Below are 14,953 nucleotides of genomic sequence, written 5' to 3'. Positions count from 1 at the left end.
GTCAGTCGCATCGATGCAAATTTTGTAACCGCACGGCAAATCGTTGTCAAGCAGTAGTTGGACATAATCTCGAAACCTGGTCTTTACATCAATGAGCGTCAGTCGTACCTTGTGACCGGAAGCGCTTCCAGCGCTCACGGTGACCTTGGGGAGGCGGCATGCGCAGGCGGGTAATGCTGGGCGGCGCGGCGGCGGCAGCGGTGGCGGTCGTGGTGACCGAGGCCGGCGCGGCCGCCGCAGGCCGGGAGGTGACCCGGTACACGGGCGTGTTCCGGGACGGCGACCCGGCAGCGGTCGCCGCGGATGTCACCGCCATGTACGGCGTCACTCCCGCCAGCGTGATGTGGTTCGACAGCTGGGCGAGCGGGCGACCCTTCCCGGTGCAGCAGGCCCGGCAACTCTGGCGGCGCGGCATCATGCCGCACTACACCTGGGAACCCTGGGACACCACGCTCGGGGCGAACGACCCCGCGCAGATCCACCTGGCGGACATCGTCGGCGGCGCCTGGGACGACTACATCGTGGCGCGCGCCCGGGAGTTCGCCGCGGTGCGCCAGCCGATCCTGGTCCGTTGGGGCCACGAGTTCAACGGCAACTGGTATCCGTGGGGCATCGCGAACAACGGCGCGGACCCGTCGGCGTACGTGCGGGCATACCGGCACGTCCACGACCTCGTCCAGGCAGCCGGGGCCCGCAACGTGCAGTGGGTGTGGGCGTTCAACAACGGCTCGTCACCGGCCGAGCCCTACAACGACCCGGCCGGCGCCTACCCCGGTGACGCGTACGTCGACTGGGTCGGCATCGACGGCTACAACTGGGGTCTCGGCCCGTCGTGGGATCCGGCCGCCGACCACTGGACGAGTTTCGACGCCACGTTCGCCGCTGCCTACGCCACCGCCCGCGCCGTCGCGCCGCGCAAGCCGGTGATGCTCGGTGAGTTCGCGTCCACCGAGGACGGCGGCGACAAGGCCCGGTGGCTCCGGGAGATGGACACGACGCTGCGCTCGGGCGCGTATCCCGACCTCAAGCTGCTGACCTACTTCGACGTCATCAAGGAGGAGCCCTGGTCGCCGACGTCGTCGCCGGCCGCGCTCGCGGCCTTCACGGCCTGGGTCCACCGTCATTACATGAGCGGGCACGGCCACGAACTGGCCCGCATCGCCGGGCACGGGCGGTTCAGGCCGAGTCCCTGATGACCATCCGGGTCGGCAGGATGAACGGGTCCGGGTGTTCGCCGTCCAGCAGGTCGACGAGCATCCGGGCCGCCTCGCGGCCCAGCGCCTGCACCGGCTGGTGCACGGTGGTGAGCTTCGGATCGGTGTGCACCGCGACGGTCAGGTCGTCGAAACCCACGACGGCCACGTCGCCGGGCACCGAGCGCCCGGCGTCGCGCAGCACCCGCAACGCCCCCGCCGCCATGTTGTCGTTGGCGGCGACCACGCCGTCGAGGTCCGGATGCACGCTCAGCAGGGCGCGCATGGCCGCGGCGCCGCCGCTCTCCAGGAAATCGCCGGATTCGACAGCGTACGGACCGTGCCCGGCCAGCAGCAGCGCCTCGGTGTAACCGCGCCGGCGGTCCCGGCCGACGGCGGTGTCGTCCGGTCCGGTGATCATGGCGATCCGGCGGCGGCCGCTGCGCAGCAGGTGCTCGGTCGCCAGCCGTGATCCGCCGGCGTTGTCGACGTCGACGTAGAACGGCGGCGTCCCGTTCAGCGGCAACCCGACGAAGACCGTCGGCAGCCCGGACTGCGCGGCGATCTCGATCAGCGGGTCGTCACCGCGCATCGCCACCAGCATCACCCCGTCGGCGCTGCGGGTCTGCAGGAACGCCCGCAGCCGGTCCCGGCCGCGCACCGGTGTCGCCAGGCTGAGCATCAGGTGCAGGTCGGTCTTCTCCAGGGCGGCCGAGGCCCCCACGATGATCTGCGCGAAGAACGGGTCGGCGAACACCTCGGGCCCCTCGCCGGAGACCACCAGCATCACCACCCCGGTCTGGCGGGTGACCAGCGTCCGGGCGGCCCGGTTGGGCGTGTACCCGAGCTCGCGGATCGCCTTCTCCACCGCGGTGCGCTTGGCCAGGCTCACGTGCGGACCGTTGTTGATCACGCGGGAGACCACGGTGCGCGACACCCCCGCCCGTGCGGCGACCTCGTCGAGGGTGGGCGGTCGCGACGTTGCCGGCGACGGCATCCGGGGCACCCTCCGCTCGACCTGGCCTTCGGGAGATCCTAGGGAGCCGCGCGCGGCTCTGTAAAGCCGGCGCGGCGCCTGGGTGGTCGGCTCAGTGGTGGGACCGGAGCCACGCCCGGATGTCGGTGACGACCTGCTGGTCGGGGTTGCCGAACTCCGGGGTGAACTTCGGGGTGACGTTCATGGTGTGTGCCATGCCCGGGTAGATGACGATCCGGTGGTCGCGGTTGCCGGCCGCGGCGACGGCGGCGTCGGCGGCCAGGGCCGCCCGGGCCGGGGTCTGCAGGTCGTTCTCGCCGTTGAGCAGCAGCGTCGGACCGGCGAACCGGGGCAGGGCCACGGTCACCGTGGGGAAGCGGGCGATGTCGGCGACATAGTCCTGCAGCGTCTCCAGCCCCGGGACGTTCGGGTACGCGTCGATGCCGGTGGCCTCGCGCAGCACCCGGCCGGCCTCGGCGTCGATCGCGATCTGCCCGTCGTGGTCGGTGTCGGAGCTGGCCAGGACCTTGTCACCGTCGAGCAGGACCGAACGGAACTGGTCGGCGGCCGCCTCCGGCTGGCCGATCAGCCCGTCGATCGCCTCGGCGGCCGTCAACCGGCCGTCGGCGTCCACGTCGAACTCGTCGTGCAGCTGCAGCAGGAGCCGTCCGTAGATCTGCAGGGTCAGCAGCTTCTTGATGTCCTGGCCGACGACACCCATCGCGATCACCCCGGCCGGGGTGGGGATGCCGTACGCCTTCGGGTCGGCGGCCAGGTTGGCGGCCACGTTCGTACCCTCGCTGTGGCCCAGCAGGACGATCCGCGACGGGTCCAGCTTCGGTGACGCGGCAGCGAACCGGATCACCGACGCCGCGTCGCGCTGGATCTGCGTGTACGGGTGCTTCGGGTTCAGCTGCGCGGGGTCGGTGCTCTCCACCGGCCCGATCCCGGTCACGCCGCGCTTGTTGAAGCGCAGCGCCGCGTACCCTTCGCGGGCGGCGGCCTGGGCGAGCGGCACGAACGTCGCGCCCTTGCCCTCCGGCAGGGTCTGATTCATGTCGTTGTGCCCACTGCCGTGCAGCATCACGACCACCGGGAGCCGGCCCTTCGCCCCGCTCGGATAGGTCAGCTCCGCCTGGGTGACCCAGCCCTTGCCGAGGTCGATCCGGACCTGCTCGCGGGTGATGCCGGCCCATCCTGTCGCCGCGGACAGGGTCGCGTCCCGGGTGCCGGTGACCTCCGCGTGGGCGACGCCCACACCGCCGGCCAGCACGGTGGCGGCGGTCAGGGCGACGGTCAGAATCCGATATTTCTTCGCCGTTGTCATGGGTGAAACGCTATGGATCACGGGCGTGGGCATCGATCCCGCTAACCACCGAATCCGGGTACAGCAGGCTGTACCCGCCGGCGGTCAGGCCGGCGCGGAACTGGCCGAGCCGACGATGGTGGACGCCTGCGCCTTGGCCGACGCCCACGCCTTCGCGAGCGCGTCGTGCCCGGCGGTGAGCGCCGGCGTGGTCAGCTCCCGCTCGGCCCGGTCCTGCGCCGCCCCGACGATCTCCGGCAGCGTCACCGACTCCTCGCACCGGCTGTCCTCCTGGGCGACCCGCAGCTCGTACTCCGCCACGCTCTTGCGGGTTTCCGGGGTCGTCGCGGCCTGCCACCGATCGGTGACGTCCCGGCGGGGGCCTTGCAGATCGGCGTAGGCGTATCCGGCCTTCGTCATGCAGGCCGACCAGTCGGTCACGGCGCTCGTGACCGGGCCCGCGGCGGTGACCCGCGTGATGACCTGGTTGGTGTCCGCCTCGGCCTGCGCCCACAGCCGGTCCCAGTCGTCACCCTGCAGCGAGCGCCGGGCGGCGTAGGTGCACCCGTCCGTCCTGACCGTGATCGTCGCGCCGGTCGACAGCTCGACGGTGCGCTGGTGGCTCGGGGTGCCGACCAGTGCCGCTTCCCAGTTCTGCCTGTCCCGGTCGCTGAGCGCGGCGACCGCGGCCCGGTTCGGGTCGGCCGGCGGGCCGGACGCAGCGCTGATCGCCTCGCCGACGATGCCGTACCCGTCGATCCGCGCGTGCCGGGGATCGAGCAACGCGTACGGGTTGGCGGCCGACGCCCTGGTCAGGTCGGCGAGCGGGGCCGGCCGGTAGTCCTGGCCCTTGGTGCGCATGCAGTCGCGGATCAGGATCTCGGTCGCGGTGTGGACCAGGCGCTGGTCGTCGGGCGGCGGGTAGACGACGCCGCCGAACGGCCGGGGTCCGGGGACCGGTGGCAGGGCAGGCGCGGGGCCGGGCGCCGACGAGCACCCGGCCACGCTCCCTGCCAGCATCGCGACGATCAGCGAGCTGAGGTGACGCATACGGTCACACGCACCACTTGTTCGAGGCGATGTTGTCGCGCAGCGGGCTCCCGGTCAGGCTCGTGTACTGGGCGCCCCGGGCGATCGTCACGGTCGAACCGGTGTAGCTCGTGCCGGAGTAGATCCGCACGTTGCAGTCGTTGCCGTTGTTGGCGACCGACTCGGCGTTGTTGAACGCGTTGTACTGCAGCAGGTTGGTGTTGTTGGCGTAGACCACGCCGCGGGAGCCGCTGAACGACTGCCCGGTGTAGGCGCAGAGGCCGCCGGAGGGACAGTCGTCCGGCACCGCCTGCGCGGGGCTGCCCACCAGGACGGTGGCGGTGGCGGTGGCGACGGCGAGGGACGCCGTGAACATACGGAGGCGCATGGGTGGTTCTCCCCGTGGATCGAAGTGCGACACATTCGTCCGTCAAGATCGAAAGATCTCGATCATTTGATCGTACGATCAATGACGATCCGATGTGGACCGCTCACCGCCCGTCATGTCCCACGGGGGAGCCCCGTTCGCCCTGGTTGCGAAAGGAGTGAGCGTTCACACCCGTGAAACGTGTGACATATGTCGCTCACGCGCACGTCCTGCGGGGCCGGCTTCCGCGGCATGCGGAAGCGGGAACCGTCGCCTTGCGTGCAGCTCCCGCCGGTACCGCCACCGCTCGGAACCCACCTGCCGCTCCGACCAGCGGGTACCGCGGTTATCGTGGCGCCCGTGGTCCTGTGCCACCCGAGTACGCGAACCCAGGGGAGGCGATCGATGACGAGTCCCAGCCCTCTGCCCGGCGCGGGACGGGGCCCAGCCGGTGGTCTGTACGCCTGGCTGCTGGACGGATCATTGGACGCCACCGGCGCGCGGGAGCTGCTTCCGGAGGACTACACCGTGCTCGACGTCGCCACCGCGGTCATCCGGGTCACGGTGCGCACTGCGGACGGCAGCAGCGCCGGACCGGACGGCGTACTCACCGTGCTGCGTGCCGTGCGCGACGCCGACCGGGCGGAGCGAGCTGCCCGGGCACTGGCGAACGACTGGCACCTGGAGGACTACCGGTTCGCCGGGTGGGACCACCTGCCGTGGTCGCGTTCGCGTACCGCCCGCTACCGGCTCACCCAGGTCCGGCGCGTCGTACCGCAGCAGCAGGGACGCCGCTGGGCGTTGACCGCCGGGCCGGTGGTCCCGGACCTGCCGGGGGCGAGCGCACGGACCAGGGTCCTGCGCGAACGGTGGGCCGGGGAGAACGAGGAGATCCAACAGGCCGGCGGCGTGTTCGATCGGCTCGTCGCGCGGTTCGCCGGCCGGGCACTGGATCCGGTCCTCGACGACCACCGGGCCGTGGTCGCCGGCGCCCGGCACCGGGCTCACGACCTGGCGCAACTGGGCCGGGACCTGTCCCTGCCCGCTGTCGGCGCCCGCCAGGACGACCTCGTGGAGATCTTCGAACGGCTCGGCGAGTGCCGCAGGATCGTGGTGAAAGCGATCAGCCAGGTTTCGCAGCTCTACCTGCAGGTGGTCGGCGACCCCGGACCGGCAGCGCTGGAGGCCGCCGAACGGTTGCACCAGGTCGGTTCGGCACTCGCCGAACTCACTGTCACGCCACCGGCCGGAACCTGATCGTCGTCTCGTAGTCGATGATCTGCGAAACCTTTTAGGTCGCCTGGACCGCGGACGCGGTGTCGGTACAGGCCGGCCCGCAGTTCCGGAACCGTGGACCCCGCGCACTGCCGCCGGTGCCGATGGCAAACATCCTGACCTGCAAGAACGTCGGAATAATCGGTTACCGGCAGCCATTCTCAGGCCGGTCGAAGCCATTGACAGTCATTAACGGGACGTTCACAGTGACGGCCAAGAGAGCGCTCCCGCGTCTTCGCGATGAACTCCGCAACAGCTCCGAAACATCCCCGATCTCCAAGGAGCAGCCGCATGAATTCCCCCGTCTTCCGAGGCAGAGCGGCCCAGCCCGGCCCGTCCACCCGGCACCGGAACCGCGGCCTGCGTCGCGCTGCTCTCGGTGCGGCGCTGACCGGCGCCCTGGTGGCCGGTGGCATCGCCGCCACCTCCGCTTCGGCGGCGACCCCGGTGACCGTCCAGGCCGAGTCGTACGCCGCTCAGTCGGGAGCGCAGGTCGAGCCGACCATCGACACCGGTGGCGGGCAGAACGTCGCCTACCTGGCCGACGGCGACTGGCTGCGGTACGACAACGTGGACCTCGGCGCCGCCGGGGCGATCACGGTCGGCGCGCGGCTGGCGTCCGACAGCGGCACCACCGGCAGCATCCAGGTCCGTACCGGATCGGCGACCGGAACCGTGCTGGCCAGCATCCCGGTGGCCCGGACCGGTGGCTGGCAGACCTGGGTCACCACGACCGCGGTGGCGGACGCGCATCCGACCGGCGCGCAGACCGTCTTCCTCACCATGACCAGCCCGCAGGCGGGCAACTTCGTCAACCTCAACTGGTTCTCCGTCACCGCGGCCGGCGGCACGACACCCTCCACCCCGGCCCCCACCGGGACATCCGGCCCCGGGTGGCCGACGGTGGACCCGGCGCGGCAGGCTGCCGACACCGCCGCGTTCTTCGCACTCACGCCGCGGCCGATCACCGGGGATGTGGTGCGGGTGCCGGAGTTCAACGCCGGCTGCACGGTCAGCCACCACCTCAACGACGACCCGATCATCTTCCCCGGGCTGGCCGGCGCGTCGCACGCGCACACCTTCTTCGGCAACACCAGTACGAACGCGAACTCGACGAACCAGTCCCTGCTCGGGCACTCCGCGACCACCTGCACCCCGGCCGAGGACCTGTCCGCGTACTGGATCCCCTCGCTGCTGCAGAACGGCACGGTGATCGACCCGGCCGGAGTCACCGTCTACTACGGCTCGCGGCTGGCCGACCCGAGCCGGACCCAGCCGTTCCCGCCGGGATTCCGGATGATCGCCGGTGACGCGAAGCTGCAGGTGCCCAGCAGCGGCAACCAGTTCTGGTGCGCCGGACCGGGCGGCCAGGTCGGCCGCAGCGCCGACGGGAACTGGCCGGTCTGCGCGCAGACCGCGAACCTGACCTACCAGCTCGTCTTCCCGGACTGCTGGGACGGTGTGCACCTGGACAGCCCCAACCACAAGGACCACGTCGGGCCGACCGGCCCGGACGGTACCTGCGCGAGCGGGAAGTTCCCGGTGACGATCCCGTCGCTGTCGTTCGTCATCGACTACCCCGTCCACGGCACCACCGCCGGGTTCACGCTGGCCTCCGGGATGGCGTCGTCGATGCACGGTGACTTCATGAACGCCTGGCAGCCCGCCGCGCAGGCCGCCCGGGTCCGCAATTGCATCGACCAGTCCGTGAAGTGCAACGCGGCCGGCAACAACTGACCTACCACCGACGGTGGCCCCCGGCGCCTCCGCCGGGGGCCACCATCAGGTCAGTCGTCGTCCTCGTCGTCTGTGGGGTCCGGGTCGTCGGCCTTGTCCCGGGCCCTGTCGCGCAACTCCTGGAAGCGTTCGACGGAGCGCCACGGGGTGGTCCGGAACTCGTCGTCGCCGATCAGGTCGTAGACGGCGCAGGCTTCCCGGAAGTACCGGCCCATCGTCAGGCCGTAGGCGAATTCGTTCCACACCCGCGGGGTCATGATCGACCTCCGGTAGTCGTCGTGCCAGAACGAATTGTGGGCGGCGGCGTAGATCTCGCCGGCCACCTCGTTGCGCCGGAAGTGTTTCTTGTCGCCCGAGGACGACCGGTGTTCCCGGTGCGCTTCCGCGATGAGGACCGGGATGTCGGTGCCGGGCCAGGCGGCAGCCCGGGTCCGGGCGAAGTCGAACATCGCCTCGGTACTGCCGCTCCACTTCGGTTTCAGGTTCTCGAGCATCTGCTGGTGGCCGAACAGGTGCGTCGGGTCGATCTCGATGAGCTTCTCGAACCGGCGCCAGCGCTCCTGTTCCGGCAGCTGCCGGGCCCGGCTCAGGATGATCAGGTAGTGCCACGCCTCGGCACATGCCGGGTCGCGGTCGGTCACCTCGTCCAGGCAGTTCTCGGCCAGTTTGAGCCGGGAGAACCAGATCTTCCACTGCTCCGGGCTGACCGTGTCGGCGGTGCCGCTGCCGCGGGCTTCCCAGGCCCAGTAGACGGCGCGGGCGCCGCGTACCAGCAGCGGAAGGGTGGAGTCAGGCTCGGCGCGGACCACGTCGGGGATCCACTCCTCCACGCCTGCCGCGTCCGCCACGTGCACCATGTAGGACATGAGGTGCACGGGGTCGGCGGCGGTGAGGATGTCGCGGACCGCCGGCCAGTCCCGGGCCTTCAGGCCCAGGTTGAGCTGCTGGAGGTCCGGAGCTTTCGCGAGCCCGATGGTCGTGGGGGCGGGGTCCTGCTGCTTCGTGAAAGGCCACATGACTGATCAGAGATTCTTCTCGGTGTAGGTGCGGGAGCGACGGAAGAACTTGATCGTTTCCCACGGTTCCCGGGTGATCCAGTCCTCGCCGATCGAGTCGAACAGGCTCCAGGCCGGCTTGTGGAAATCACCCCAGGTGAACGCGTAGGCGAAGGTGTTCCACACGATCGGCGTCAGTACCGAGATCGGATAGTCGTCGTGCCAGTACGAGGCCTCCGCAGCCTCCCAGACCTCGTCCATCACCTCGGCCGGCTCCCAGTCGGACAGGGGCGGTTCGCGGTCCGGATCGTCCGGCTCGGCGAGCTGGTTCAGGTGGACGAACTGCTCCTGGTGCGCCAGCACGATCAGGGTCGGGATGTGGGTGCCGGGACAGGCGGCGGATCGCTCACGGGCGAACGCGAACATCGTCTCCGAGCTGCCGCCCCAGCGCGGGCTCAGCGCGAGAAGCATCTGCTCGTGGCCGAACCAGTGGTGCGGCTCGATCTCGACCAGCCGCTGGAAGCGCCGCCGGCGCTCCGGCTCGGGCAGGTTCAGAGCGCGGCTCAGGGCGATCGACCAGGTCCACGCGTCCGCACATCCCGGATCGCGCCGGAGCACCTCCTCGACACACTCCTCGGCCTGCCGTACGAGCCGGGTCCAGAGCTGCGCTCCGGCGTCACTCATCGTGCTGGCGAGCCCGTCCCGGCGCAGTTCCCAGGCCGAGGTCAGCAGGCCCGCACCGCGCAGCAGCAGCGGCAGGGTCGCGTCCGGCTCGTCGCGGATGACGTCGGTGATCCACCGTTCCACCCCGACGGTGGTCGCGGCGACGGAGAAGTAGTACGCGCGAAGCTCGGGATCCTCCGCCTCGAGGATCCCGCGGGCGGTCGGCCAGTCTCGCCGACGCAGCGCCCGGCGCAGGAGTTCGGCCTCCTCGTCGAGGAACCGGCAGAACTCCAGAGTTCCGTCGTCATCATCGGCTTCGTTCTTCTTGATCGACCACACGGCCGCCGATCCTATGTGCAACCGCCCCGTCCCGGAAGATCAAATCTCGGCGTCCGGCGGGAGATCAGACTCGGCCGAAGTCCTGGGTCCAGTAGATCGTGCCGATGGACGTGGTGGCGATACCGACGCCGACGGCGGTGCTCGAGCAGTCGAGGATGTTCGCGCGGTGCCCGGCGCTGTTCATCCAGCCGGTGACGACCTCCTGCGGTGTGCGGTATCCCCAGGCGATGTTCTCCGCCGAGGCGCCGTTCTTCGGGTAGCCGGCGGCGACCTCACGGGCGACGAAGTCGCTGCCGTTCGAGCCGGTGTGGCTGAAGAAGTTCTGCGCGATCATGTCGCTGCTGTGTGCCCGGGCGGCGGTGATGAGACGGTTGTCGATGCGCAGCGCGCCACAGCCGTTGGTCAGGCGTTCGGTGTTGGTCAGCGCGACGACCTGTGCCTCGAAGTCGTTCGAGGTCGCCGGCGGCGCGGTCGACGTCGTCGGCTTGACGGTCGGTGACGACGTGGGGACGGGCGCGGAGGTCGTCGGCCGCACCGTCGGGGACGAGGTCGGCCGGGAGGTGCCGGGCGTCGCCGGCGGGGTGGGCCGGGACGCCGGCTTGCGGTGCCACCGGTCATCAGGCCGATTCGGCTGCCCGTGCGGGTGGCCCGGGTTCGTGACGACGACACCCGACGCGGCGGGCTGTGCCGCGGATGCCGCAAGCGCCGGGCCCACGACAGCGCACAAGGGTGCGGCGATGACGACGGCGGTGAGGGCGGCGCGGCGGAGCGTCCGGGTCACGAGGGGGCCTCTTTCTGCAGTCGACATGGTCACCGCTCTGATCGGGTGGGCCGGTCGCACGACGAGCAGAAGACCTCAACCGCAACTGTCGGCACCTGAAGCGCCACCGGCCGGTGCTCGTCGTCACCCGCCCCGGAACCGCGCCGAACCCGGTCCGCCCACGGGACGGACCGGGTTCGTGACCGGTTGCGGTCAGAGCGTGCCGGTGCCCGCACCGGCCTTCACCCTGGCCTTGACGGTGGCGGCTCCTTCCGGGGGACTCAGTACGGGGCGGTGGCCGGCCAGACGATCTTGCTGTCCGGGATGGAGGTGTTCGTGAGCTGCTTGAAGTACGCCGCGGGCAACACCGCCTGGCTCTGCAGGGCGGTGCCGATCAGCCGGGCGACCTCGATCGCGCCGTGCGCCTGGAAATGCGTGTTGTCCGCGGCCCCGGCCGGATAGTTGGGGTTCTGCCCGGCGGTCAGGAACAGGAAGCACGCCTTGGTGCCCTCGACGCCGAGCCGGTTCCACAGCGCCATGCTGGACGTGCTCAGATCGACGAGCGGCACGCCCTTGGCCGTGGCGAGCTGGCGCATCGCGGCCGGGTAGGCCCCGTGCGAGGCGGTGGCCACCCCGGCGCCGCTCGACCGGCGTGATCAGGACCGGCTTCGCACCCTTGGCCCGGGCCTTGTCGACGTACTGGCTCAGGTACGACTGATAGGTCGTCGCCGGCTCGGTGTACCGCGCCGGATCGTCGGTCTTCTCGTCGTTGTGCCCGAACGAGATGAGCAGGTAGTCGCCGCTCCTGATCAGGCCCAGGATGTGGTCGAGCCGGCCCAGGTCGATGAAGCTCTTGGAACTGGCACCGGACTTGGCCACGTTGACCACGCTCGCGTCCGAGGTCAGGAACAGTTGCAGGGCCTGGCCCCACCCGGTTCGCGGCCGGTATCCGGTGACGTACGTCGAGGCCGTCGAGTCGCCGGCGACGTACACGCGCACGGCGGTCGCGGCCGAGGCCGGGCGCGCCGTGGCGAGCGCGGACGTGGCCCCCGCGGTGATCGTCGCGGCGGCGGTCAGCAGCGCGGATCTGCGGGTCGGCATCAGCCGACCGGGTTCCACGCGTCGGTGCCGGCCAGGTACTTCTGCGGGGTGTAGTTCGCGGCCTGCGCGTCGGTGAGCTGCTTGCGGTTGCTGTTGACGGTCGCGCCGGCTCCGGTGTTCTTGTACTCGTAGAACCGGGCGTTCTGCCAGGTGTTGGTGGACATGTTGACCCACGGCTGGGCGGTGGCGATGGTGGCGCTCAGCGACGACTCGCGATAGGTCACCTGCGCGCCCTGGCCCCACGGCCGGCCGAGCTGGGTGGTGTCGGCGGTGGCGCCGGTGATCGTCGACTGGTAGATCAGGAAGCCGTACGTCTGGGCCGCCGGGGTGTTCGCCGCGGTGATCGGCCCGCCGGTGCTGCGCTTCTCGTAGATGGTGCAGGCGTGGAACACCGCCGAGCCGTTGCCGTAGATGAAGTCGACGGTCCCCTCGATGGACGAGTTCGCGATGTACGCCCGCGCACTGTTGTAGATCAGCAGGGTGTCCTGGTCGGCGGTGACCCGTACGTTCTTGAGGACCGCCTTGTCGCCGTAGAGGGCCAGCGCGAGCGCCTGCGACGCCGCCACGGTCTCGTCGTAGTCGTTGTTGAACGTCAGGTTGGTGGCGTTGAACTCCTTCGCCTGCACGTAGACGGTGGCCGACCCGGTGGTGCCGGCCGTCGAGGCGGGCTTGTTGTTGACGATCACCGTGGCGGACGGCGCCGAGCCCAGACCCTGGAAGGTGATGAACGGCTTGTTCGACGGGATGACCACGCTCTCCCGGTACGTACCGGCCTTGATCGCGATCGTCTTACGGGTGGTGTTGTTCGCCGGCACCGCGTCGACGGCGGCCTGCACGGTGCTGTACTGCCCGGTGCCGTCCTTGGCCACGGTCAGGCTCCCGGCCGGCGGCGTGGTGCCACCGGTGACCGGGGTGAACGCCCACTGCTTGTTGCTGTTGGCCGAGCAGGTCTCCTGGATGATCGCGGCGCCGGACGAGGTCGACGCGCCCTTGTCGGTGACGCAGAGTCCACTGCCCACCCCGACGATCTGGTACGTACCGGTGCCGCTCGCGGTGAGCTTCCACTGCTGGTTGGTCTGCGACGACACACAGGTGTACTGCTGCAACTGCACGCCGGAGTCGGTGGAGTGATCCGGCACGTCGATGCACTTACCGCTGTTGACGTTCTTCAGCTGGTAGACCGCGCCGACCGCCACCAGCGTGAACTGCTGCCAGGTGGCACTCGGTGTGCAGCCCCACTGCTGCAGCAGTGCGCTGTTGTCCTTCGACCCGGCGGTCACGTCGACACACATGCCGCTCTTGGTCACCGCCAACTGGTACGTCACGCCGGCGGCCGGTGCTGCGGCCGCCTCCGACGGGAGCGCCGCGTAACCGGCCACGGCGCTGGGGACGGCCAGCACCACGGCGGCCACCAGCAACCGCGTTCTCCTTCTGATCCCTGACATCGCAGGTCCCTTCTAGGCGTCATCGATGGCTCTCCCGGCCGAGGACGACCCGGGAGCCCGCCTAGTAGTTGCGCCAGCCGACCGGCGATCACAGAAATCACCGAAATTTCATAGCCGTATGTCGATCGGTGGGCGTCCGGATGGCATGCGCGAAGGGCGATCCGGCACGACAACTGTGATAGACAGACCTCAATCAAAGGGGGGTCGGATGGTTGTTCCGATCAGTCGACGCAGCGCCTTGACCGCCGGCGCGGCAACCGTCACCGGTCTGTCGATACCTCGACCCGCCGCTGCCGCAGCGCTCACGCTCGGGCCGTCCGGCCTGGCTCCGGGAGCGTCGCTCCCTGCCAACCCGCGAGTCATCAGCCATGTCACGTCGATGCAGAACGGGCACGGCTGGACCGCGGGGAACGTCAGCGCCAGCAACCTCAACGACACGACGACCTACGCCCTGGGCACCCAGTCCGCGTCGATCACCACCCGCAGTGACAACGTCGCCTCGACCCTGACCCGGACCGGGTTGTCGGTGAACCTGTCCGGCGCCAAGCACCTGCGGATACTCGTGCGCGTCGACGGGATCGACAATCTCAAGGGCCTCAACGTGTACGTGTCCTCGGACGGTGTGATCGCCAACTTCGGGTATGTCTACGTCCAATCGGAGACCCCCGACCCGGCCGTCCGGTGGCTCAAGGACGGCGAGTGGAAGTGGGTCACGCTGCCCTGGCAGTCGGCGACCGTCACCGGCAGCCCGAACCTCGCCGCCGTCGACTCGTTACGGCTACGGGCGTTGTCCGCCGGCGGCACGACCTGCCAGGTGCGGTTGCAAGCCGTGCAAGTGATCGAGCGCCGGCCGGTCGCAGCCGGCGGCATCGTGTGTTTCACCTACGACGACTCGTACGCCTCTCAGTACACGATCGCGAAGCGCGACCTCGACAAGTACGGCTGGCCCGCCACCGCGTACACGATCGTCTCCAGCGCGCAGGACGCGGACGCGGGGAACACCGCCTATCTGAGCACCACCCGGCTCAAGCAGCTGCGGACCTGGTCGGGGTGGGAGATCGGTCCGCACGCCATGACCGCGACCTCCCACAACAGAGGCTTCGCCGGCGGCACCAATCCGCTGTCGGCCACCGAGCTCGACACCGACATCGGCGACACCGTGCAGTGGCTGGTCGACAACGACCTGACGGACGGGTTCATCGGGCACTGTTATCCGCAGGGCCGGTTCAGCACCGCAGTGCAACGGCAGATGCTGCGGGCCGGGGTGTCCTACGCCCGCGCCATGACCAGCACGGCGAACAGCGCCGAAACGGTGCCGCCGGCCGACTCGTACGCGATCCGTTGCTACACCCTCGACAACAACAGCACCCTGTCCGGCCTGCAGGCCCAGGTGGACGCGGTGGCCAACCACGGCGGGCTGCTCGTGTACTGCTGCCATGACATCGTCACCACACCCACGACATCCACCCAGTTCTCGATCGCCAACCACACGGCGCTGGTCGACTACGTAGCCGGCAAGAGCGGGATCCGCGTGATGACGCTCGCCGACGTCATGCGCTCCCCACCCGGCTGACGGTCCGTAGGTCAGGCAGCGTCCGCGCGCTGCGGGCGCTGGTAGCTCTCGTGGTGTCGAAGGGCGTCGTCGAGTTGGTTCTCGAGGATGATGATCCGGCAGGCGGCTTCCAGGGCGGTGCCGTGGTCGACCATCTCCCGGGCCCGCGCGGCGAGGCGCAGCTGGTAGCGGGAGTAGCGGCGGGGCCCCCCGGC

General features: G+C 69.9%; 13 protein-coding genes and 2 pseudogenes. 4 read left to right on the top strand and 11 right to left on the bottom strand.

The annotated features are described in order from the left end of the window. Window positions 1-158 precede the first annotated feature (158 nt). Window positions 159-1,193, top strand: coding sequence for a glycoside hydrolase family 26 protein (locus ADL15_RS21215; protein WP_083971527.1), 1,035 nt, complete (start codon window positions 159-161; stop codon window positions 1,191-1,193). On the opposite strand, the gene ADL15_RS21210 is transcribed toward ADL15_RS21215, so the two are convergent. From ADL15_RS21210 to ADL15_RS21195, 4 genes are all read right to left on the bottom strand, one after another. Continuing rightward, window positions 1,177-2,190, bottom strand: coding sequence for a LacI family DNA-binding transcriptional regulator (locus ADL15_RS21210; protein WP_067693845.1), 1,014 nt, complete (start codon window positions 2,188-2,190; stop codon window positions 1,177-1,179). The two genes, ADL15_RS21215 and ADL15_RS21210, sit on opposite strands and share 17 nt — an antisense overlap. Before the next feature lie 91 nt (window positions 2,191-2,281). Next, window positions 2,282-3,496: an alpha/beta hydrolase gene (locus ADL15_RS21205; RefSeq protein WP_067693842.1), complete on the bottom strand. Its 1,215-nt coding sequence runs from the start codon at window positions 3,494-3,496 to the stop codon at window positions 2,282-2,284. A gap of 84 nt (window positions 3,497-3,580) precedes the next feature. Continuing rightward, window positions 3,581-4,525 (bottom strand): hypothetical protein, encoded by a 945-nt coding sequence (locus ADL15_RS21200; protein ID WP_067693840.1) that lies wholly within the window; start codon window positions 4,523-4,525, stop codon window positions 3,581-3,583. Between the two features lie 4 nt (window positions 4,526-4,529). Further along, window positions 4,530-4,892, bottom strand: coding sequence for a peptidase inhibitor family I36 protein (locus tag ADL15_RS21195; protein WP_067693837.1), 363 nt, complete (start codon window positions 4,890-4,892; stop codon window positions 4,530-4,532). 384 nt (window positions 4,893-5,276) lie between these two features. On the opposite strand from ADL15_RS21195, the gene ADL15_RS53100 reads away from it, so the two are divergent. Beyond that, window positions 5,277-6,128, top strand: a complete 852-nt coding sequence (locus ADL15_RS53100; RefSeq protein ID WP_157441492.1) for a hypothetical protein — start codon at window positions 5,277-5,279, stop codon at window positions 6,126-6,128. A 309-nt stretch (window positions 6,129-6,437) separates the two neighbouring features. Continuing rightward, window positions 6,438-7,883, top strand: coding sequence for a DUF1996 domain-containing protein (locus ADL15_RS21185; RefSeq protein ID WP_067693831.1), 1,446 nt, complete (start codon window positions 6,438-6,440; stop codon window positions 7,881-7,883). Between the two features lie 50 nt (window positions 7,884-7,933). Here ADL15_RS21185 and ADL15_RS21180 read toward each other — a convergent pair whose 3' ends face one another. From ADL15_RS21180 to ADL15_RS21160, 6 genes and pseudogenes are all read right to left on the bottom strand, one after another. Beyond that, window positions 7,934-8,899: a hypothetical protein gene (locus tag ADL15_RS21180; protein WP_067693828.1), complete on the bottom strand. Its 966-nt coding sequence runs from the start codon at window positions 8,897-8,899 to the stop codon at window positions 7,934-7,936. Between the two features lie 6 nt (window positions 8,900-8,905). Further along, window positions 8,906-9,880 (bottom strand): hypothetical protein, encoded by a 975-nt coding sequence (locus ADL15_RS21175; protein WP_067693825.1) that lies wholly within the window; start codon window positions 9,878-9,880, stop codon window positions 8,906-8,908. 64 nt (window positions 9,881-9,944) lie between these two features. Beyond that, complete coding sequence (locus tag ADL15_RS54285) at window positions 9,945-10,661, bottom strand: CAP domain-containing protein (RefSeq protein WP_232344254.1); 717 nt, start codon at window positions 10,659-10,661, stop codon at window positions 9,945-9,947. Window positions 10,662-10,921: 260 nt separating this feature from the next. Further along, complete coding sequence (locus ADL15_RS55445; RefSeq protein ID WP_232344253.1) at window positions 10,922-11,272, bottom strand: hypothetical protein; 351 nt, start codon at window positions 11,270-11,272, stop codon at window positions 10,922-10,924. A gap of 76 nt (window positions 11,273-11,348) precedes the next feature. Beyond that, a pseudogene (locus ADL15_RS57105) lies at window positions 11,349-11,741 on the bottom strand (SGNH/GDSL hydrolase family protein); the annotation flags it as partial. Next, complete coding sequence (locus ADL15_RS21160; protein WP_232344261.1) at window positions 11,741-13,153, bottom strand: pectinesterase family protein; 1,413 nt, start codon at window positions 13,151-13,153, stop codon at window positions 11,741-11,743. The gene ADL15_RS21160 and the pseudogene ADL15_RS57105, both read right to left, overlap by 1 nt. Before the next feature lie 412 nt (window positions 13,154-13,565). Between ADL15_RS21160 and ADL15_RS21155 the strand changes: the two genes are divergently transcribed. Next, a complete protein-coding gene (locus ADL15_RS21155) occupies window positions 13,566-14,759 on the top strand; it encodes a polysaccharide deacetylase family protein (RefSeq protein WP_067693820.1) in 1,194 nt (397 codons plus the stop codon). Window positions 14,760-14,770: 11 nt separating this feature from the next. Here the strand turns inward: ADL15_RS21155 and ADL15_RS21150 are convergent. Beyond that, window positions 14,771-14,953 (bottom strand): annotated as a pseudogene (locus ADL15_RS21150) (MerR family DNA-binding transcriptional regulator); the annotation flags it as partial.

The organism is Actinoplanes awajinensis subsp. mycoplanecinus, assembly GCF_001509495.1.
Classification (GTDB): Bacteria; Actinomycetota; Actinomycetes; order Mycobacteriales; family Micromonosporaceae; genus Actinoplanes; species Actinoplanes palleronii.
Note: the sequence above shows the minus strand (reverse complement) of the source record. Positions and strands in the feature narration are given on the sequence as shown.